23 protein-coding genes and 1 other RNA gene are annotated in these 19,098 nt (G+C 64.4%); 13 read left to right on the top strand and 11 right to left on the bottom strand.

All coding sequences use genetic code 11. The features are described 5' to 3' along the window. Positions 1 to 29 precede the first annotated feature (29 nt). Positions 30 to 1,703 (top strand): putative bifunctional diguanylate cyclase/phosphodiesterase, encoded by a 1,674-nt coding sequence (locus U1708_RS10015; protein ID WP_443030033.1) that lies wholly within the window; start codon positions 30 to 32, stop codon positions 1,701 to 1,703. On the opposite strand, the gene U1708_RS10010 is transcribed toward U1708_RS10015, so the two are convergent. The 4 genes from U1708_RS10010 to U1708_RS09995 are packed head-to-tail and all read right to left on the bottom strand — an operon-like array spanning position 1,700 to position 4,611. Beyond that, positions 1,700 to 2,872, bottom strand: a complete 1,173-nt coding sequence (locus tag U1708_RS10010; protein ID WP_332745236.1) for a CCA tRNA nucleotidyltransferase — start codon at positions 2,870 to 2,872, stop codon at positions 1,700 to 1,702. The genes U1708_RS10015 and U1708_RS10010 overlap by 4 nt on opposite strands. After that, positions 2,869 to 3,465, bottom strand: a complete 597-nt coding sequence (locus U1708_RS10005) for a CoA pyrophosphatase (protein ID WP_332745234.1) — start codon at positions 3,463 to 3,465, stop codon at positions 2,869 to 2,871. Before U1708_RS10005 ends, U1708_RS10010 begins: the two co-directional genes overlap by 4 nt. Beyond that, positions 3,462 to 4,040, bottom strand: coding sequence for a DUF1285 domain-containing protein (locus U1708_RS10000; RefSeq protein WP_332745232.1), 579 nt, complete (start codon positions 4,038 to 4,040; stop codon positions 3,462 to 3,464). The genes U1708_RS10005 and U1708_RS10000 overlap by 4 nt, the downstream gene beginning before the upstream one ends. Positions 4,041 to 4,083: 43 nt before the next feature. Then, entirely contained in the window at positions 4,084 to 4,611 is a 528-nt protein-coding gene (locus tag U1708_RS09995; RefSeq protein WP_332745230.1) for a GNAT family N-acetyltransferase, read from the bottom strand. A 170-nt stretch (positions 4,612 to 4,781) separates the two neighbouring features. Between U1708_RS09995 and U1708_RS09990 the strand changes: the two genes are divergently transcribed. Next, positions 4,782 to 5,153: a dihydroneopterin aldolase gene (locus U1708_RS09990; RefSeq protein ID WP_332745228.1), complete on the top strand. Its 372-nt coding sequence runs from the start codon at positions 4,782 to 4,784 to the stop codon at positions 5,151 to 5,153. Between the two features lie 5 nt (positions 5,154 to 5,158). Next, complete coding sequence (locus U1708_RS09985) at positions 5,159 to 5,440, top strand: Rossmann fold domain-containing protein (protein ID WP_332745226.1); 282 nt, start codon at positions 5,159 to 5,161, stop codon at positions 5,438 to 5,440. Between the two features lie 47 nt (positions 5,441 to 5,487). Here U1708_RS09985 and U1708_RS09980 read toward each other — a convergent pair whose 3' ends face one another. Beyond that, complete coding sequence (locus U1708_RS09980; protein WP_443030032.1) at positions 5,488 to 6,384, bottom strand: hypothetical protein; 897 nt, start codon at positions 6,382 to 6,384, stop codon at positions 5,488 to 5,490. 224 nt (positions 6,385 to 6,608) lie between these two features. Here U1708_RS09980 and U1708_RS09975 point away from each other — a divergent pair, with 224 nt between their 5' ends. From U1708_RS09975 to U1708_RS09955, 5 genes are all read left to right on the top strand, one after another. After that, a complete protein-coding gene (locus tag U1708_RS09975) occupies positions 6,609 to 7,289 on the top strand; it encodes an energy transducer TonB (RefSeq protein ID WP_307085749.1) in 681 nt (226 codons plus the stop codon). Positions 7,290 to 7,342: 53 nt separating this feature from the next. Then, complete coding sequence (locus tag U1708_RS09970) at positions 7,343 to 8,137, top strand: MotA/TolQ/ExbB proton channel family protein (RefSeq protein ID WP_307085746.1); 795 nt, start codon at positions 7,343 to 7,345, stop codon at positions 8,135 to 8,137. Positions 8,138 to 8,229: 92 nt separating this feature from the next. Then, complete coding sequence (locus U1708_RS09965; RefSeq protein ID WP_307085745.1) at positions 8,230 to 8,709, top strand: ExbD/TolR family protein; 480 nt, start codon at positions 8,230 to 8,232, stop codon at positions 8,707 to 8,709. Between the two features lie 33 nt (positions 8,710 to 8,742). Continuing rightward, complete coding sequence (locus tag U1708_RS09960; protein WP_307085743.1) at positions 8,743 to 9,171, top strand: ExbD/TolR family protein; 429 nt, start codon at positions 8,743 to 8,745, stop codon at positions 9,169 to 9,171. Between the two features lie 246 nt (positions 9,172 to 9,417). Further along, complete coding sequence (locus tag U1708_RS09955; RefSeq protein ID WP_332745221.1) at positions 9,418 to 9,777, top strand: tetratricopeptide repeat protein; 360 nt, start codon at positions 9,418 to 9,420, stop codon at positions 9,775 to 9,777. A gap of 669 nt (positions 9,778 to 10,446) precedes the next feature. Here U1708_RS09955 and dcd read toward each other — a convergent pair. Beyond that, positions 10,447 to 11,001, bottom strand: coding sequence for a dCTP deaminase (gene dcd / locus U1708_RS09950; RefSeq protein ID WP_055878967.1), 555 nt, complete (start codon positions 10,999 to 11,001; stop codon positions 10,447 to 10,449). 284 nt (positions 11,002 to 11,285) lie between these two features. Here dcd and U1708_RS09945 point away from each other — a divergent pair, with 284 nt between their 5' ends. From U1708_RS09945 to U1708_RS09935, 3 genes are all read left to right on the top strand, one after another. Continuing rightward, positions 11,286 to 11,918 (top strand): N-acetylmuramoyl-L-alanine amidase, encoded by a 633-nt coding sequence (locus tag U1708_RS09945; RefSeq protein WP_443030039.1) that lies wholly within the window; start codon positions 11,286 to 11,288, stop codon positions 11,916 to 11,918. A 197-nt stretch (positions 11,919 to 12,115) separates the two neighbouring features. Continuing rightward, positions 12,116 to 12,505: RNase P RNA component class A (gene rnpB / locus U1708_RS09940), an RNA gene on the top strand. A gap of 62 nt (positions 12,506 to 12,567) precedes the next feature. Next, entirely contained in the window at positions 12,568 to 14,583 is a 2,016-nt protein-coding gene (locus U1708_RS09935; RefSeq protein WP_332745193.1) for a hypothetical protein, read from the top strand. 60 nt (positions 14,584 to 14,643) lie between these two features. Here the strand turns inward: U1708_RS09935 and U1708_RS09930 are convergent, their stop codons facing one another. After that, positions 14,644 to 15,282 carry a carbonic anhydrase gene (locus tag U1708_RS09930; RefSeq protein ID WP_307085731.1) on the bottom strand — a complete coding sequence of 213 codons (639 nt, stop codon included), beginning with the start codon at positions 15,280 to 15,282 and terminating at the stop codon, positions 14,644 to 14,646. Continuing rightward, on the bottom strand, positions 15,279 to 16,859 hold the full coding sequence (locus U1708_RS09925; RefSeq protein ID WP_332745191.1) for a SulP family inorganic anion transporter: 1,581 nt from the start codon (positions 16,857 to 16,859) through the stop codon (positions 15,279 to 15,281). The genes U1708_RS09930 and U1708_RS09925 overlap by 4 nt, the downstream gene beginning before the upstream one ends. Positions 16,860 to 17,074: 215 nt before the next feature. On the opposite strand from U1708_RS09925, the gene U1708_RS09920 reads away from it, so the two are divergent. Then, on the top strand, positions 17,075 to 17,614 hold the full coding sequence (locus U1708_RS09920) for a J domain-containing protein (protein WP_307085726.1): 540 nt from the start codon (positions 17,075 to 17,077) through the stop codon (positions 17,612 to 17,614). Further along, positions 17,611 to 17,955 carry a (2Fe-2S) ferredoxin domain-containing protein gene (locus U1708_RS09915; protein WP_332745187.1) on the top strand — a complete coding sequence of 115 codons (345 nt, stop codon included), beginning with the start codon at positions 17,611 to 17,613 and terminating at the stop codon, positions 17,953 to 17,955. The genes U1708_RS09920 and U1708_RS09915 overlap by 4 nt, the downstream gene beginning before the upstream one ends. Before the next feature lie 62 nt (positions 17,956 to 18,017). Here the strand turns inward: U1708_RS09915 and U1708_RS09910 are convergent, their stop codons facing one another. From U1708_RS09910 to U1708_RS09900, 3 genes are all read right to left on the bottom strand, one after another. Beyond that, positions 18,018 to 18,425 carry a SufE family protein gene (locus tag U1708_RS09910; protein WP_332745185.1) on the bottom strand — a complete coding sequence of 136 codons (408 nt, stop codon included), beginning with the start codon at positions 18,423 to 18,425 and terminating at the stop codon, positions 18,018 to 18,020. A 197-nt stretch (positions 18,426 to 18,622) separates the two neighbouring features. Continuing rightward, a complete protein-coding gene (locus tag U1708_RS09905; RefSeq protein ID WP_332745183.1) occupies positions 18,623 to 18,862 on the bottom strand; it encodes a hypothetical protein in 240 nt (79 codons plus the stop codon). 11 nt (positions 18,863 to 18,873) lie between these two features. After that, on the bottom strand, positions 18,874 to 19,077 hold the full coding sequence (locus tag U1708_RS09900; RefSeq protein WP_443030038.1) for a hypothetical protein: 204 nt from the start codon (positions 19,075 to 19,077) through the stop codon (positions 18,874 to 18,876). Positions 19,078 to 19,098 lie beyond the last annotated feature (21 nt).

The raw sequence follows: 19,098 nt of genomic DNA, 5'->3' as shown, positions 1-19,098 counted from the left end.
CTCTTAACGAACGCGGGGTACCGGAAGGTATGCCGTTGCCCGCCCTAGATGAGACTGCAAAGCCGATCGTGACGCGTGACCTGGTCACGCGCGGGCTCGAACTCGTGCCGATCCCTGCGGTCCACGTCATGTTGAATGCCGGACAGTTCGACCTGTTCGCGATGAACCGTGCCTATCGTCTCGCCGGGTTTGGGGTCGTTGCGGAGCGGTCGCGGATGATTGCCGAGCTTGGCGATCGGATCCGGGCTTTCCTCGGTTCAGAACAGACGAGGTCGGATTTCGATTGGGTCCTCGGCGACGAGACCGACCGTCGGCATTACCGCGTCACGATCGCGCGATCCGACCCCAAGTTTCGTGAGCGCTGCACTATCAGCTTCATCGATCTGACGTCGCAGGTGCAAACCGAACGCAGCCTGCGTCGCGAGATGACCACGGACAGCCTGACCGGACTGCTGAACCGCGATGGGTTTGCGGATCTTATCGAGGGGATCGAGGATCATGCGTCCAGCGCCGTGCTGGCTATCGACCTCGATCGGTTCGGTCGACTGAACTCGTGCCTGGGCTCGTCGGCCGGTGACGAGTTGCTCATCACGGTGGCGCGTCGGATCAAGGGCGCGTTGCGCGCGCACGATACGCTGGCCCGGATAGGCGGCGACCAGTTCGGTATCCTGATGTCGATCGACAAGGATCGCGAGGAAGCCCAAGCGCTTGCCGAGCGGATCCACCGGACGCTCACGACGCCGTTCCGACTGACCGGGTATGAGATCAGCGTCGAATGTTCGGTTGGCATAGCCTATGGCGCGGACGAGTCCGGCGACAGCGCCGAACTGGTTCGCCACGCGCAGTTCGCCGTGAAGCGCGCGAAGGTGAGCGGACGCGCCGAATTATACCAGTTTCAGGATTTCGCGATCGCGCGGGCGCAATTCGGCATGGAGACCGAACTGCGTCGCGCGATCGACAACGGCGAATTGCGGCTGGCGTACCAACCGATCTGTGATCTGTCGTCCGGCCGTGTCGTCTCGTTCGAAGCGTTGGCGCGCTGGACCGACCGGGACGGCCGCGAGCATTCGCCGACCAACTTCATCGCGGTCGCCGAGGAGTCCGGATTGATCGTGCCGCTCGGGCGATGGGCGATCGAGGAGGCGGCGCGCACGCTGGTGCGTTGGGACGCGGCAGCCCTGACGCCGTGCAAGATCAGGATGGCGGTGAACCTGTCGGCCATCCAGTTGCAGCGCGACGCCATCGCTCCAGTGTTGCAGGCCGTGCTCGATTCGTCGGGGCTGTCCGGTGATCGCTTCACACTGGAACTGACGGAGAGTGCGATCGTCACGGACCCGGACGGGATTGCCGACACGATGCACGCGTTGAAGGCACTCGGCACGACCCTGGCGATGGACGACTTCGGGACCGGCTATTCGAACCTCGCCTACCTTCAGAAACTTCCGATAGATATTCTCAAGATCGACCGCAGTTTCGTCACCGGGATGCTCGCGGACCGCGACAAGGTATCGATCGTCCGCGCGATCCTCAGTCTCGCACAGGCGCTGGGGATGCGGACGACGGCCGAGGGCGTCGAAACGCACGAACTCGCGCAGACCCTCGCGGCGCTGGGGTGCACGTACGGGCAGGGGTATTTCTACGCGCGACCGCTGGAGGCGGATGCGGCCTATGCGATGGTTCAGTCCGGTTCCGCCCCGAGCTAAGCGGAAACCTCTGCCACCAGCTCGTCGGCGATGACCGCCACGCGCTCGGCGTCGGGAAACCCTTCGGCGATCCACTGCGTCTCGATCCTGCGGAGCATTGCCGCGACGTCGGGACCCTTGCGGAGACCCCGTTCGACCAGCGCGCCGCCCGAGAACGGGAACGCAGGCGGCGTCCAGTCCTTGATCGCGGACACGTCTTCGCCAGCGATAAGCAGACGGTCGACTGCGCCGGCCACGCCGACACGGTAGGCTAGTGCCAGCGGGCCTTCCGCGCCGGGCCCGGTGGTGGCGGCGATCAGTCGCTTGCGGTCGACGTTCGACAGCTTCAGCCGCGCTCCGACGGCTTCCGCGGCGGCAGGCGCGATTGTCATGGTAAGGCGACGGATCGGGTCCGGTGCGATGCCGGCGTCCGCCTCGCGTTCGGCCAGCACGTCGAGACGGGCCGCTCCCTGGGCGTCGATCTCGGGCAATACCGCGCGGAAGATGCCGCGCTCTACCATCAGCGCGACGACGGGCACGGCGTTGGCGGCGATCAGCAGCTTCAGCACTTCGCTCGCGATGCGTTCGCGGGACAGCGCCATCAGGTCGTTGGCGCGCGCGGTACAGGCGTCTAGGCCGGCTTCGTCGATCGTGGTGCCGAACCGCGCGTGGAAGCGGAAGAAGCGGAGGATGCGCAAGTGATCCTCGGCGATCCGCTGCAACGGGTCGCCGATGAAACGGACGCGCCTCGCCGCGAGGTCGTCGAGACCGCCGAAATAATCGAAGATCTCGCCCGTCGCCGGATCGGCGTAGAGCGCGTTCATCGTGAAGTCGCGCCGTGCCGCGTCTTCGCGCCAGTCGTCGGTATAGGCGATGATCGCGTGACGGCCATCGGTCGAGACATCGCGCCGCAGCGTCGTTACTTCGACCGGACCCGCGGGCGTGACTGCGGTGATCGTACCGTGCGCGAGGCCGGTCGGGATCGCCTTGATACGGGCATCCTGGAGGCGTTCGATCACCTCCTGCGGTGGCAGGCGGGTAGCGATGTCGACGTCGGCGACGTCGATCCCGAGCAGCGTGTCGCGCACCGCGCCGCCGACGAAGCGCGATTCACTTTCGGTCGCGCCAAGGACCTTCGTCAGCGCTTCGAGACCGTCACGGTGGCGCCACGGCGCGTTCGGGAGGATCATGACCACCTCAGGCGGCGTGCGAGATTGACGATCATCGCGGCGGTCGCGCCCCAGATCCGGCGCTCGTTCCAAAGTATTTCGTAATAATGCCGGTCCTGCCCCTGCCATTCTAGCGTCGCCTCGACATGGTTCGCCTCGTCTAGCAGGAAGGCCAGCGGCACTTCGAAGATGCTCGCGACCTCCGCCTCGCTGGGCGTGAAGACAAGGTCCGACGGAATGACGCCGATCACCGGCGTCACCTGGAACCCGGTTATCGTGCGGTAGCTGTCGGCCTCGCCGATCACCGTCACGGTGTCGCGTGGCAGTCCGATCTCTTCCTCGGCCTCGCGCAGGGCTGCGGTGAAGACGTCCTCGCCAGGATCGATCCGCCCGCCGGGGAACGCGATCTGGCCAGGGTGGCGGCTCATCGTGTCGGTGCGCTGCGTCAGGATTACGCCAGGATCCGCACGGTCGGTCACCGCGATCAGGACCGCGGCGGGCAACAGCGTCTCGGCGGCGGTGAGATCGCCGTCATGCTGGTCGCCGGTAAGCAGGATCATATGCGACCCGGCGCCCTTCGCCAGTGCCGCGGCCAACCGGTCGGCCAAGCTCATGCGGCGGGCTCCAGCGGGAAGAAAGCCCCGTCGCTCCACACCCCGGCTGGCGTCGCGTCGTCAACGATCGCCCGTTCGACGAGTTCGTAATACACGGAGCGGACGACCAGCGCCTCCATCCCGCCGCGGACCGTGAGATAGGGGCGTGGGCCGCCATCGCCCTCGGTCGCGTCCTGAACGAACCGCAGTGGATGATCCGGGCCGGCGGTGACGAGGTCGCCGGTGTTCAACCGAAAGGCGAGCTTGGAGTCCGGGCCGCTGCCTTCGGCCTTCATCTCGACCGCAACGAACGGTGCGTCCTCGACCTCGATATCGAGCTTTTCGACGGGCGTGACCAGGACGTGGCTGCCGTCGGGCTCGCGGCGCAGGATCGTCGAGAATAGTCGGACCATTGCCGGGCGGCCGATCGGCGAGCCCTGATGATACCAGGTGCCGTCGCGCGCGATCCGCATCTCGCTATCGCCGCAGTGCGTCGGATTCCATTTCTCGACTGGCGGCAGTTTCGCCTCTTCGACCAGCTTGGCGATCTCGGCGAGGCTTAGCGAGGCGATGTCGGGAATGGGATCCATGGGCATGGCGGCGGACTAGGCGGGCAGGGGGCCGAGGTAAAGCGGCGCCTTATACGGATGCGGCAACCGGTACGCATTCTGCAAGGCGGGGGCCCAACATGCCGCTGGCGTCCGGCACCGCATCGCCGCGCGCGAGCAAGCGGTGGCGTTCGACCGGGCCGGGCGCGTTCCAGCGCGCGGTGCGCTCTGCCGAGAAGCCGAAGAAGCGCCCGTAATAGTCCGGGTCGCCGATCAGCATGAGTGCCGTGTCGAGGCCTTCGCCAGCCGCAGCATCGAGTGCGTGGGCCATCAGGCGGCGACCGATGCCATCACCCTGATGATCGGGGGCGACGGCGACCGGGCCGAGCATGACGAGCGGAAACATCCTGTCGTCGCCCGCCAGCGCGATCGGCCAGCACTGGATCGAGCCGACCAGTACGCCGTCCTCGACCGCGGCGAAGCTGAGCACGGCGACCGGCTTGGCACCGCCGCGGATCGTATAGGCGGTGCGCGTGAATCGATCGGGTCCGAAGGCGGCATTTAGCAGCATCTCGACTGCGGTCGGGTCGACGCTGGCGAGGGGGACGAGAGTGATCAACGGCATCTCCTGCCCGCATGCGCCATATTTGGGTGCGAAGGGCAGCGCGCTTTAGCCGTGGCGGCGCCGAACGCAAGGACAACCGGACCGGTATCGCCGTGCGCCTGACTGCGCTGCTCGGGCCGAAGGCGTGTCTTTCATCTCGCCGTACGTCTGCTAGAGGCGCGCATATGGAAGACAGTCTCCAACTCGAAGTCCACGATCTCGAAGTGCAGGTCTTGACCGGCATCTATTCGGAAGAGACGCATCTGCCGCAACCGCTGCGGATATCGCTGACCGTCGACATGGTCTGTCCGAAGCGATTCGCGCCGGATACGCCGTTGTCGGCGTCGAAGAATTATCTCGATCTGAAGAACGCTGCGACCACGGCGCTGCCGCCCGGCGTGCATTTCACGCTGATCGAAGGCGTCGCGGATCATATCTGCGAGACGCTGTTCCTTCAGGATGCGCGCGTGCTGCGGGTGAAGGTGAAGATCGTGAAGCTCGCGATCGCGGAGGCCGACGAGGCGATCGGCGTGACGCTCGTCCGCCATCGCCGCTGACGCGCGTGCTGCTGGAACTGGAGCTGGGCGGGGATATTGCGGCGCTGGTGCGCGGCGCGGTTGGCGAATCGCGGATCGTGCTGATCCCGGCAACGCTCGATCCGTTGACGATGGCGCAGACTAGGGCGGCGATCGGGCCACTCGCCATCGAAATGGCGCCCGCGGTTCGCGTGAACGCGGTGGTCGCTACGGAAGGCGCCGATCCGGCTGATGTGGATGCGGCCGCCAAGTTCCTCGAAAACGCGCCATCGACCACCGGGCAGTTGCTCGACATCCTCGCGCGCTGAGACTGGGCGATCCTCCCTTGGAAGGGGGGGGATCGTGACGACGGTGCCTAGCTTTTGCGAGTCCGTCCGCACGGGCCCAGCGCGGCCAGGACGAACGCATAATCTTCACGCGCAATGGTCGCGTCCGCGGCTTCGAGCGATCCCGTGCTCCGTTCCGGCAAGGTCTGCGGCAAGGCACAGCTCAACCGATACCATAGCAACGTCTCCGGAGCGGGGGGCGCGGCCGATTCGTCGACGATCTCGCTCAACGCGACCGCCCAGCGCGGTTGTTCGCCGGGGCGACGCAGCACCGACAGCGATACCGGACGCTGGTCCGCGGTCGTCAGGAATATCTGTGTCTCGCCCTCGCCGGGCAGCGCGCCGGGCACGTGGAAGGCATTGCCGATACCGGTGATGACCGGCGGCGCGTCGCTTGCCAGCGCATCGCGTGCGATCTTCCGTGCCCGTGCGTCGGCGGTCGGCGTCCAATCCAGCTGCGCATCGGGCGCCACGAGCTGAACCTGGTTGACGGCGCCTGGGACCGGACGTGCGAAGATCAGCACGCGGGCCTTCTTGAATTTGGGCAAGCGACCGGCGGCGTCGGGCACGACGTCGAGCAGATACCCGATTCGCGGCGGAAGCCCGTCGGCGCCGCGGATCAGTGCGGTGACATCGACCTCGATATATAGTCTGACATGTCCCGGAACGAGATTCGGCGCTTCGGCGGGCTTAATCTTGGTGGTCGACCGGACGGTCGCGTCGGCGATCACGGGAGCGGACAGCACCAGGTCAGCAATGTCCGAATACCCGATGCCGCCAGCCGTATCCTGCTGCACTGCACCTGAGGAAACCCTCGCATTATCGGCAGAAACCTGCGGCGGAACCTGGGCTTGCTGGGCGTTGACGGACCCCGCTGCAAGGATGACGGATAGGGCCGAAGCCGTAACGTGAAGGAGACGATTCATGTCTTCAGGCTACGCCACGCAACCTGAACGATACAGAAATAATTCTGCCATCGTACGGTTGTACGTTTGTTGCGTCTGACAAAGCGTTTGCGTGTCGCAGAACGTGGCGATAGGACTTGGGCACTGCCCCGTGGTTATTCCGGCCAACGGCAGACGTATGTGTCGCGTACCCAGTGCGGGCCCGTGCGTACGGAGCAGGCAGATTAAGGGAGTGTCGTTTCTGAATGGCCTATACTGACCAGAAGATGTCCGGAGGCAAAATCGTCGCGATTGTGATCGTCGCGTTGATTCATGCGGCCTTGGGCTACGCTTTCGTCACGGGCCTCGCGTACCAGTACGTGAAAAAGGCCCAGGAGAAGATGACGACGTTCGACGTGGAGCCGCCACCGCCGCCACCTCCGCCCGACGAGCCCCCGCCGCCGCCGCCCGACCAGCCGAACCTGCCGCCGCCACCGACCACGGTCGTGACGCCGCCGCCGGTCGTGGTTACGCCGCAGCCAGCGCCCGCGCTGACGACATCGAGCATCATTCCTCGGTTCCAGCCGACGGCCCCGCCGTCGCCGCCAGCACCACCAGCACCGCCGGCTCCGCCAGCAGTGCCGCGTGTTTCGCAGGCTGCTGGTCTGAAGGGTAACCCAGGGCAGTATTTCGGCGCGGACAACTATCCGCCGTCGGCACAGCGCGAGGGTGCTCAGGGTCGCGTTTCCGCGAAGCTGACGATCGGTACGGATGGTCGCGTGACCGACTGTTCGGTGACGTCCTCCAGCGGCAATACGACGCTGGACGATGCGACCTGCCGGATCTCCAAGGCCAGGGTGCGTTTCACGCCGGCCAAGGACGAGAACGGTAACGCCGTAGCGTCGTCGTACCAGCTGAACATCAGGTGGGTCCTGCCAGAAGATTGATCCACCTACCGTCAACCGCACCAGATAAAATTCAGTCAGAGGACTAAGCGAACATGATCACCACCATTCTTGCAGCGGCAGGGCCCGCCGCAGCCGACGCCAACCCGTACGGCCTGCAAGCCGCACTCCGCGAAGGCGGTCTGATCTCGCAGACCGTGTTCGGCATCCTTGTGCTGATGTCGGTCGTGTCGTTCTACATCCTGTTCTCGAAGCTGTTCGAGCAGCAGAAGATCATCGGTCAGGGCAAGCGCGTCCGTCAGGCGTTCTGGTCTTCGAACAGCCTTCGCGAAGGTTCGGCCAAGCTCGAGAAGAACTCGGCCTACAAGCAGATCGTCGACGACGGCCTGGCCGCTCAGGAGCAGCATTCGAAGCTGACCGATCCGGTCGAGGCGCATGACTGGCTGCACGGCTCGCTGGCCCGCTCGGAAGCAGCGATCAATTCGAAGCTGGGTGGCGGTCTCGCCTTCCTCGCGACGGTCGGTTCGGTTTCGCCGTTCATCGGTCTGTTCGGTACGGTTATCGGCATCTACCGCGCACTCGTGAAGATCGGCGCATCGGGTCAGGCATCGATCGACAAGGTCGCAGGGCCGGTCGGCGAAGCACTGATCATGACCGCCCTGGGTCTGGTCGTCGCGGTTCCTGCCGTTCTGTCGTACAACTGGCTGCAGCGCCGCAACAAGTCGATCGCAGAGGACCTCTCGGCCTTCTCGAACGACGTGCTGGGCTTCCTTGCTTCGAACGGCGCCGTTCGTCCGTCGATCGCAACGGCTGCCAAGCCGGTTTCGGCCAAGCCTGCCACGACGACCACGACTGCCGGCCAGACCGGTGGCGTACCGCGCGCCAACTAAGACGCGAAAGGCGGGGCCCGCTGTCCGCAGCGGCCCCGCTTCATTGCCGCCGGCAGTTCCGGTGGCGATTAAATGGATAGGATAGTTCGCACATGGCGATGAGTGTTGGTGGCGATTCCACCGAGAGTTCGATATCGGACATCAATACGACGCCGCTGGTCGACGTCATGCTCGTGCTCCTGATCATCTTCCTGGTGACGACGACCGTCGCGGTCCAGGCGGTGCAGCTGAAGCTTCCCGAGGTTCGCTTCGATCCGACGATGACCAAGCCAGAGAACGTCTCGCTGTCGGTGACGACTAAGCCGGACGGCAGCTGTGCGGTCTATTGGGGCATGTCGCCCGTCAGTTCGACCGAACTGCTCGATCGCGCCGTGGTCAAGCTGAAGGCCGAGATCGATCGTCAGGGTGGCCCGACCGCCGCTGGTCTGGAACTGCCCGAGGCGCATATTCGCGGTGACGTGAATGCGCCCTACAAGTGCATCGGCGGCACGATCTATACGATGCAGCGCGCTGGCTTTGCCCGCGTCGGCTTCATCTCCGAACCGCCCCCCGGCGTTTCCACTGAACGCTGATGGTCGCTCGGAAGAATTTAGGAGTAGTATAGAATGGCAATGAGCGGCGGCAAAGAAGATGGCTCGCCGATGATGGAAATGAACATGACGCCGTTGATCGACGTCCTGCTCGTTCTCCTCATCATGTTCATCATCACGATCCCCATCCAGACGCATGCGGTCAAGGTCGACCTTCCGGTCAACAGCCCGAACCAGCCGCAGAACCCGGTCAATCCCGAGAAGAACAAGATCTCGATCGATCCCGCCGGTGTGATCGCGTGGAACGGTGCGCCGGTCGACGAGGTGACGCTGCGCCAGTATCTGGACCAGTCCGCCGGCATGACGCCCGAGCCCGAACTCCACTTCCAGCCTGATCCGCAGGCGCGGTACGAAGTGGTCGATCGCACGTTGGCCGTTATCAAGCGGTCCGCGATCACCAAGCTCGGCTTCATCGGCAACGAGCAGTATCGCAACGACTTCTAAGTCGCTTTGCATACAGTATCGAACGTCCAAAGGGCGGTCCTCCGGGGCCGCCCTTTTTCGTTGTGGTCGCGACGTCCGGGGAGTGGCTGAGTTGGAGCAGTGGGGAGGGCTGGGCGTATCGCGGATGAAAGTCTGCCGTCGTGCGAGCAAACTTGATCAAGGTACTTGTATGACAGTCATCGAAGTGACACACCGTTGTCACAAAAATGAAACCTTCCGAAACGCGAAGGTCAGTGGAGATGGATGATGCGCAAAAGTGTCCTGTTCGTTCTCGCAACTCTCGGCGCAGCGACGCCCGCTCTGGCCGGCCAGTCGGCGACGGTCGATCGCACCGGCTACACCGCGATCGCAGCGGGTGATCTCTCCACGGCCGAGCAGCGTATTCTTGCCGAGCGGAAGATCTTTCCGCAGCGCCCCGAACTGATGCTCAACCTGGCGTCGGTGTATCGTCGGACGGGTCGGGAGTCGGAGGCACGCGCCTTGTATGCGGCAGTGCTGGAACGGCCGTCCGTGGCGATGGACCTGCCGTCGGGCTCGGTGATATCGTCGCACGATCTGGCTAGCCGTGCGCTTGCGCGGCAGGGGCCGCAACTCGCGACTCGATAAAGATTTAGGCGGGCGGTCTGATACGGTCGCTTGTGGTCTTGTTTTCCGGCGGAGGCGGGAGCTCAGTCTGGGTCCCCGTCTTTGCGGGGATACAGCACGGTCGGGTTTAGATTGGCTACCGTTCTCAGATATGGACCTACGGGAAACAGGTAAGAGCTACGGTGCGCCTACCCACGGCCGCGTAGTGGGATAGTCTGCGGTTCGCTGGCAGCCCCCTACAAGTTGGGTTGGGTCCGGGTTCGAACCGTGTGCGATCTTACCGTCTTCAGCAGCCGGAAACTTCGTCTGCTGCGACAAGGACCGCACCACCCCGGCGAAGGCCGGGGCCCAATTGGGGAACGCGGCCAACTGAGCGGTGTGCGTCGTTACTGAGACCTTGCAACTTGGACCCCGGCCTTCGCCGGGGAGGTGGTATGTGTGGCGGTGGGGTGCATCCCCGCCTGTAAGTGCGTGACAGTAGGTCGGGGCGCGCCCCAGGCATTTGGTGCGGGCGCAAGCATCAGCTTATCGGGACCAACGATAGGCCGCACTAAACCGCCTCGCGGGCCACCCGCATTGGCCTTGCACCAAGCCCAAGCCCAAGCCCAAGCCCAAGCCCAAGCCCAAGCCCAAGCCCAAGCCCAAGCCCAAGCCCAAGCCCAAGCCCAAGCCCAAGCCAAGCCTAGAGCCCTAAAGCCGTGGCAGCGTCACCCCGCGCTGCCCCATATATTTACCCGCCCGGTCCGCATAACTCACCTCGCAGGGCTCGTTGCCCTTGAGGAACAGGAACTGGCACGCGCCTTCGTTCGCGTAGATCTTGGCTGGCAGCGGCGTGGTGTTGGAAAATTCCAGCGTCACGTGCCCCTCCCATTCGGGCTCCAGCGGCGTCACGTTGACGATGATCCCGCAGCGCGCATAGGTCGACTTGCCGAGGCAGATCACCAGCACGTCGCGCGGCACCCGGAAATATTCGACGGTGCGGGCGAGCGCGAAGCTGTTCGGCGGGATGATGCAGACGTCGGTCTTGCGGTCGACGAAGCTGTTCGCGGCGAAGTCCTTCGGATCGACGATCGCGCTGTCGACATTGGTGAAGATCTTGAACTCGTCGGCGACGCGCGCGTCGTAGCCATAGGACGACAACCCGTACGAGATGCAGCCGTCGCGGCGCTGCGCTTCGTGGAACGGTTCGATCATCGCATCGCCCAGCGCGCGCTCGCGGATCCAGCGGTCGGACATCACGGACATGGCAACTCCCTTTTCGCGAGCGGCTTTCGCGCGGATGCCGCCCGACGGCAAGGGGGACGAACGGAATCGCGTTCGATCCCGAACCCGTCCTGCTTCTCACGCCGTTCGCCCGCACGGTGCGTTGGCTATTGATGCGTCAGGGCGGTGGCGTCACAATGGTCCGTCACGATCGCCGCGATCATGACTGTGCCGTCGGTGCTGGCCCGATGGCTATGAGGGAAGCTGGCTTGAAGTTCATCGAGACCCCGTCACCCAATTTCGACGATCGTTCGCTGCCCATCACGATGATCGTGCTGCACTATACGGGAATGCAGGACGGCGCGTCGGCGATCGCCCGGTTGCGCGATCCGGAGGCGAAGGTGTCGTCGCATTACCTGGTCGAGGAGGACGGCACGGTCCTGCGGATGGTCGCCGAGGACAAGCGCGCCTGGCATGCCGGCAAGTCGCACTGGCGCGACGTCGACGACGTGAACTCTGCGAGCATCGGCATCGAGATCGTCAATCCGGGGCATGAGTTCGGCTATCGTCCGTTCCCGCCTGAGCAGATTGCGTCGGTCGTGCAGCTGGTCGCCGAGATCAAGGATCGGCACGAGATCACGCGCGGCAACATCGTCGGCCACTCCGATATCGCACCGCTGCGCAAGCGCGATCCGGGCGAGCTGTTTCCATGGCACGAATTGGCGAAGCGGCGGTTGGCGTTACCCCGGCCGACCAAGAATTTGATGGACCCGGGCTGGACCGAGGGTGGGTTCTGCCTCGCGCTCGAACGCTTTGGCTATGATGTGGAGAACCGGATGGCTGCCACGATGGCGTTCCAGCGGCGGTTCCGGCCCGAACTGGTCGATGGCGAGGTCGATGCGGAGTGTCGGTGCATATTGCTGGCGTTGTTGTTGCCCAAGCCGATGGGGGATGACTGACCTCTTTCCCCCCTCCCTGGAAGGGAGGGGTTGGGGGTGGGTCGGCCAGCTTTTGTCGGAACCGCGCCGTGATGCGGAAACCTACCCACCCCCGACCCCTCCCTTCTAGGGAGGGGGGAGTGTTGCGCTCGTAGGAACGCAGCTTGGCCACGAAAAACGGTGGTGCATCTCACTCACCCACGCTAGGGCTCACCCCGCCAGAGGGTCGGGCGGCCGCGGGGGTGTTGTAATGGCATCCGCGAGGAAAGTCCGGGCTCCGCGAAACGACGGTGCCGGGTAACGCCCGGCGAGGGTGACCTCAGGGAAAGTGCCACAGAGAGCAGACGGCCAACCCTCGGCTTCGGTCGGGGCGGTCAGAGTGAAAGGGTGCGGTAAGAGCGCACCGCGCGCCTGGTAACAGGGGCGGCACGGCAAACCCCACCGGGAGCAAGATCGAATAGGGGTGGCACATGGGCTTCGTTTCAGCTCGTCACTCGGGTTGATTGCTTGAGGCGGCGGGCAACCGTCGTCCTAGAGGAATGGTCGCCTAACTTCCGTATCGAAGGATCGGAAATGGACAGAACCCGGCTTACAGACCCTCTGGCATCCTTCCCCGAACCATTGCAGACTGCCCGCAAATGACGCGTGGAGTTGTGACGTGGGGGATGTGATGCGTTTCAAGAAGACGGCGCTGTCGAGCGCGGGCGCTCTGGCGATGGCGACCGGGCTGGTGCCCGTGGGTGCCCAAACGGCGCCGTCCACGCCGCCAGCGACGACGACGATCCAGCAGGACTTCGACGCGGCAACGGCGCTGGACGCCAAGCCCGATCGCGCAGCGTCGCTGGCGGCTTGGGAAAAACTGGAAGCACGGACGAAGGCCGGGTCGCGCAGCCGCGGCATCGTGCTGGTGCGCAAGGCACCGACGCTGTTCGCGCTGAACCGCGCCGACGAGTCGGTGAAGGCTGCGCGGGCTGGGCTCTCGCTGCTTCCGGCGGACGATGCCAGTCTTGCGGAGGATCGGACGCGCGCCTTTCTCGTCCTGGGTCAGGTTGCCACCGATACGCTCGATTATGCGGGCGCCGTGACCGCGCTCCAGCAGGCGGAGGCGAGTGCGATCAGTACCGCCGACAAGCTAGGCGCGATGCTGTCGCTGGTGACCGCGCAGATCTTCATCGATCCTACGGCCGCGGCGGCGACCTTGGCGCGGAGCGACGCATTGGCCGGTACGGTAAAGCTCGAGAAGAGCGTAGCCGCACGTTTCGCGCGCGAGCGGACCCTGCTGAAGCTCAACACCGGTGATATCGCCGGCGCCCGTGCCAGTGCGCTGCAGGCGATCAAGCTGCTGGGCGGGCTCGAAACAAACAAGGTCGATATCATGGACGCCTCGGCCCGGTCGGATGCCGCTATCGCGTTCCTGCTGGGTGGCAACGCCGACGAGGCGCGGCGGTACATGGCCTATACCGGTGCAGGGCGCATGGTGAAGGGATCGTTCGACCCCGCCGCCGAGATGCGCTCGCCGGATTGTGGCGGCGATGCCGGTCTCAAGCCGCAGGACGTCGCGGTGGTCGAGTTCAACATCGCATCCGACGGCACGATCGACCAGGCGGTGCCGATCTATGCGGCGGGTGGCGGGCAGGTCGCGCTGGAGTTCGCGCGTGCGGTCAAAGGTTGGTCATGGCCTGCCGAAAAGGTCCAGGCGATCCCCGCTTTCTATCGCTATCACGTGCGGGTCGAGATGCGCTGTTCCACCGCGTTCGAGCGGCCGTCGATCGACGACGGACTGGACGGAGTGCTGGAGCAGTGGCTGTCCGGCAAGGGCGTCGCGGTTGCGCCCGAACCGACCGGGTCCAAGGCGGCTGCGCTGGCTGGACAGCGTGCCGAACTCGCATCGGCGATGGCGCAGTCGCCTAATGGTCTGCGTACGCTCGCCGCGATCTATCGCCTGACGAACAATCCTACCGTAGCGCGGGAGGAGCGTGCCGCCTTGTCTGCGCGCGGTCTGGCGATCGCGGTCGCCAACGATGCGCCGCCGAGTGCGCGACTGACCTTCGACCTCGCGGGGCGCATCGACGCGGTCACCGACATCTGGAGGCCGGGTGTATTTCAGCGGACTCTGATGCCGATGCTGTCGGAACCCGTCTATGCGAACGATCCCCAGGCGCGGGCGGCGATCCGGCTGATGATGGTCGATGGCGCCGTGGCCCGGACGCGAAAGTCCGAAAAGAACGACACGGCGATCGTGACGCTCAGACAGGTGGCGGACGACAAGGCGTTACAGCCGAACGACCCGCTGCGTGTCGGTGCGCTGATCCGGATCGCGTCGATCGAAGAGCGCAACGGCCAGATCGATGCGGCTCGCGCGACGTTCGCGTCCAGCGGCCTGACGGCGAACCAGTGCGCGATCATGGATGCACCGCCCAAGGTCGTATCCATGCCCGGATCGGAAGCGTTTCCGATGGAAGCCCAGCGATGGGGCTTCGAAGGCTGGACCCAGGTTCAGTTCGACATCGGTGCGGACGGCAACGTCATCAACCAGCGCGCGCTGCTGAGCTATCCGCCCTTCATATTCTCGGAAGCGGGCACCAAGTTCTTCACCAAGACGAAATACGCAAAAACCTTCCGACCCGACGGTGGGCTTGGATGCGGCGCCACGACCAACCGCATCAAGTTCCTGTTGCCGGGATAACCATCGGTCGACGCTGCTGACCACATCCATTGTTTGGGCGAACGATAGATGCGGTCGTCGTTACACCAGTACCTTGTCCGGCCGTCCAACCTCTTCCAGCACGGTCTTCGAATCGATCTCCATCATCGGTTTGATCAGCCCGTCGCGGATGTCGTAAACCCAGCCGTGGAGCAGCACCTCCTGGCCACGCGCGAACGCACCCTGGATCGTCTTGGTGCGCGCGAGGCGGATTAGCTGGTCGCGGACATTGACCTCGACCAGCCGGTTGACCTTCTGCTCGCGGTCGGGCTGCGCATCGATCTCGTCGGCATGGTCGTGCAGCACGCCGCGCGCGGTCGAGAGCCAGTCGTCGACCGGGCCCGTGGTGCCGCCATCGAGCGTCGCGCGGATGCCGCCGCACGCATAATGGCCGCAGATGATGATGTGGCGCACGCCCAGCACGTCGACCGCATATTGCAGCACCGACATCAGGTTCATGTCGTCGTCGTTGACGAGATTGGCGATGTTGCGGTGGATGAACATGTTGCCCGGCGGCGTCATCGTCATCTGTTCCGGACTGACGCGGCTGTCGGAGCAGCCGATCCACAGGAACTCCGGGTTCTGCCCGACCAGCTGGCGCTGGAAGAAGTCGGCGCTTTCCTCGATGATCTCGGCCGACCACGCCTTATTGGCGAGCAGGAGCTGCTTGTATTGCCTCATGCGAAACGGACCTCGGTCTGGGGGGCGTTGATCAGCTTCACCGTGCGAAGCGCGAGATCGCCGCGGATCAGCACGGTGATGCCACGGTACTGCGCGCCCTTGATGAACGCATTGATGATGTCGACGTTGTCGAGATCGACATAGCTCGTCGACGAGAGATCGATCAGCAGGTTCGCATTGTCCGGCACGCGATCGAGCGACTTCTGCAGTTCGTACTTATGGATGAAATACAGGTTGCGGCGGGCCCGGACGAGGCAATCCTCGTCGTCGCAGGCGAAGGTGATCGCGGTGCGGAAGTTGCGCGCGACGACGAACACGAAGCCGACGGCGAGACCGATCACGATGCCTTCGAGAAGGTCGGTGAACAGGATCGCACCGACCGTTACGACGAACGGGATGAACTGAGTCCAGCCCTGCTTGAAGCGCTCGGTGTAGAGCTTGGGCTTGGTCAGCTTGTAGCCCGTCGCGATCAACACCGCGGCGAGCGCCGACAGCGGGATCAGGTTCAGGACCGCGGGGATCAGCGCGACGCTGACCAGCAGCCAGAAGCCGTGGAGCATAGTCGACAGCTTGCTCTCGGCCTTCGCGTCGACGTTCGCCGACGAGCGGACGATCACCGACGTGACCGGCAGGCCGCCGATCAGGCCGGACAGGATGTTGCCGCCGCCCTGCGCCATCAGCTCCCAGTTCTTGTCCGTCGAGCGACGACGCGGATCTATCTCGTCGACCGCCTTGACGCTCAGCAGCGATTCGAGGCTGGCGACGATCGCGAGCGTGACTGCGCTGCTCCAGACGATGCCCATCGTGATCCCGGAAAAGTCGGGGAAGGTGAACAGCGACGGGAATTGCGACAACGTCTGCGTGATCGGGACCTGGACGAGGTGTGTTTCTTGCAGCTGCCAATCGGGCTTCACGGCGCCCAACAGCATGTTGCCGAAGATGCCGATCAGCACGACGACCAGCGGGCCGGGAACGAAGCGGAGCGGCCCGTTCTTGGGTTTTGCGCCATCCCACCAGAACAGGAAGGCGAGGCTGACGCCGGCGATCAGGATCGCGCCGGGTGTAACTGCCGCGCTGAGGCTTTCGGTGATCCGCGAGAAGGTGTTGATGCCGTTCGCGGTCGAGAACTCGAAAATACCCTCGGCCTCGCGGTCGAAACCGACGGCGTGCGGGATCTGCTTGAGGATCAGGATCAGGCCGATCGCCGCGAGCATGCCGGTGATGACCGACGACGGCACGAACTCGCTGAGGATACCCGCACGCGTGAGCGAGAAACAGATCTGGAGAACGCCTGATAGCACGACCGCCATCAGGAACATCTGGTAGCTCGGCATGCTCTCGATCGCGGTGAGAACGATGACCGTCAGCCCGGCCGCGGGGCCGCTGACCGACAAAGGCGACTTGGAGAACAGACCGACGGCTATGCCGCCGACGATGCCGGAGATGATGCCCGCGAACAGCGGCGCACCGGACGCCAATGCGACACCGAGACAGAGGGGAAGCGCGACGAGCGCGACGACGATGGAGGCGGGAAGATCCGCGCGCCATGTGGTAAGCTTTGGAATGAGAGTCGGCACCAGGGCTCCTGTCGCTGAGGTGTCGGCTGGGAATACGTCCGCACCGGACACATCTATCCATGCCACATGACAAATAGTTCATGTTCATTAATCGATGAACGGGTGCTGACTCAAGGTGGAAGATTGCAACGCGGAAGATAGTTGGGTCGGCGAGTTGTTGTCCTCTTCTAAGCCCATGGTTGCGTTGTCGGTGGGGACGCCTATCTCGGGCGGCTATGGCTCGAAGCACTACACGTTCGTCCGACTGGGGTTTTCCGCGCTGGCGCGCTTACGGCGCGAGCACCGAAGCGGTGACCGTTCGGCTGTGCGATCGGCATGGCTGCAACGAACCCGGCAACTGCCCGGCGCCGAAATCGCCTAACAGCCCGGACCGCTGGTATTTCTGCATGAACCACGCGGGCGAATACAACCGCGGCTGGAATTACTTCGAGGGGTTGAGCGCAGAGGAAGCCGCCGAGCGCGAGGCCGCCGAGACGCGAACCGCGGACGGCTATACGGACCCGAAGCACTATGCCTGGGCTGGTTCGGGCGACGGCAGCCGCTCGCGTGACGAGATGCGCGCGCTGGAGGTACTGGACCTGGAACCCGATGCGACGTTCGAGGACGTGCGCGCGGCATGGCGGCGGATGGCGAAGGCGAACCATCCGGATGTGCGGCCGGACGATAAGGACGCGGCGAAGCGGTTCCAGGGCGTGCAGGCAGCATATGAGGTATTGAAGGCGGCCGAAGATCAGCGGACCTGGAAGCCGGCGTGATCCGGGTACTCGCCAGTCGCTGGCAGGGTAGCGTTCTGGTCTGCGGCAAATGTTCGAAGAAGCTCGGTGGCGGGTTCGGCGAAAAGGGGCGCACGCCGCTGGTCAAACTGCTGCGTCAGGCGCTCGGCTTGAAGAAGGGTCGGAAGGCGGACCGCGGCGTGGTCGAGGTGAAATGCCTCGGGGTGTGCCCGAAGAACGCTGCGGTGATGGTGGATGGAGCTCGACCGGACCGGTGGATGCTGGTGCCGGCTGGGGCTGACATTGAGGAGGTCGTGGAGGCGCTGACTATCGCTAGCGTGCCCTCACCCTTGCCGCCTTCGGCGTCTCTCCCTCTCCCCTGAGGGGAGAGGGAAGGGGCCCGCGGCCACTTGGCCGGGGGAAGGGTGAGGGCACGGTTTCAGTGTTAAGCCGCGTACCGCTCCGCCGTCTCCCGGATCAACGCGATCATGTTCGGGATCCCTTGAGTCCGGTTCGAACTCAATTGCTTGCTCAGGTCGAACGGCGCGAGTTCCGCCTTGATGTCGGTGGCGACGATCGCGCCCGGCGCCTGATCCTGCACCGTCAGCAGTACCAGAGCGATGATCCCCTTGGTGATCGCCGCATTCGAATCCGCCAGGAAGTGGAGCCGACCGTCGTCGGTCGTAGTCGGATACACCCACACCGACGCCGAACACCCCCGCACCAACGTCGCATCGGTCTTGAGCGCATCAGGCATCGGTTCGAGTTCTTTGCCGAGGTCGATCAGCAGGCGGTAGCGGTCGTCGGGTTCGAGGAAGTCGTATTCCTCGCGGATGTCGGTGAGGGTGGCCATGTGGCTGTGGGTAGCGGTTCGCTCGTAGCGCTTCAACTACGGGGTACGACCAACCGCTAGCATTTGAAGTCGACCACCCCGGCGAAGGCCGGGGCCCAATTGGAAAGGTGGGTATAACGAAGGGCTAACGTCGTCATCGCTGTCCCCCAATTGGGCCCCGGCCTTCGTCGGGGTGGCTCTTGTCGACGGCGATGACCCTATAGATCCACCCCGGCGGCGATCGCTTCCAGCTTCTTGATGCGCTCCTTCAGGTCGGCAATCTCGATCCGCGATCCGGTCGACACCGCCACCGGCATGCGACCGTCCTGCATCTGGTCCAGTTCCATCCGCCGCAGCGAGAGCCAGCCGCGCCATCCGGCCAATCCGCCCCCGACGATCATCGCCAGCCCCGCAAGGCTCGCCAGCGCCAGGATGATGTAGACGTTAGGTTCGATCATGTCCGCCTCCTTTAGCGGTCGCGGAGCCGTTCGATCTCTCGGTCGAGATCGACGCTCTTGTGGTTGTCGGTGATCACGCGCTCCAGGACCTGGATACGCTCCTTCATCTGCTGCACTTCAGAGGTGGCCCCGGTTGTCTGAACAGGCTCGCGGTCTGGATAAGTGGATCGCCGCTGGTTGATCATGCCGCTGCGAGAAGCGGCTGGTCGAAGTATACCTGGTCCGGTGTCCTGGTA

The sequence above is a fragment of the Sphingomonas arabinosi genome, from assembly GCF_036663715.1.
In the GTDB taxonomy this organism is placed as follows: domain Bacteria; phylum Pseudomonadota; class Alphaproteobacteria; order Sphingomonadales; family Sphingomonadaceae; genus Sphingomonas.
The sequence above is the reverse complement of the archived record's forward strand: the minus strand, read 5'-3'. Positions and strand labels throughout refer to the sequence as shown.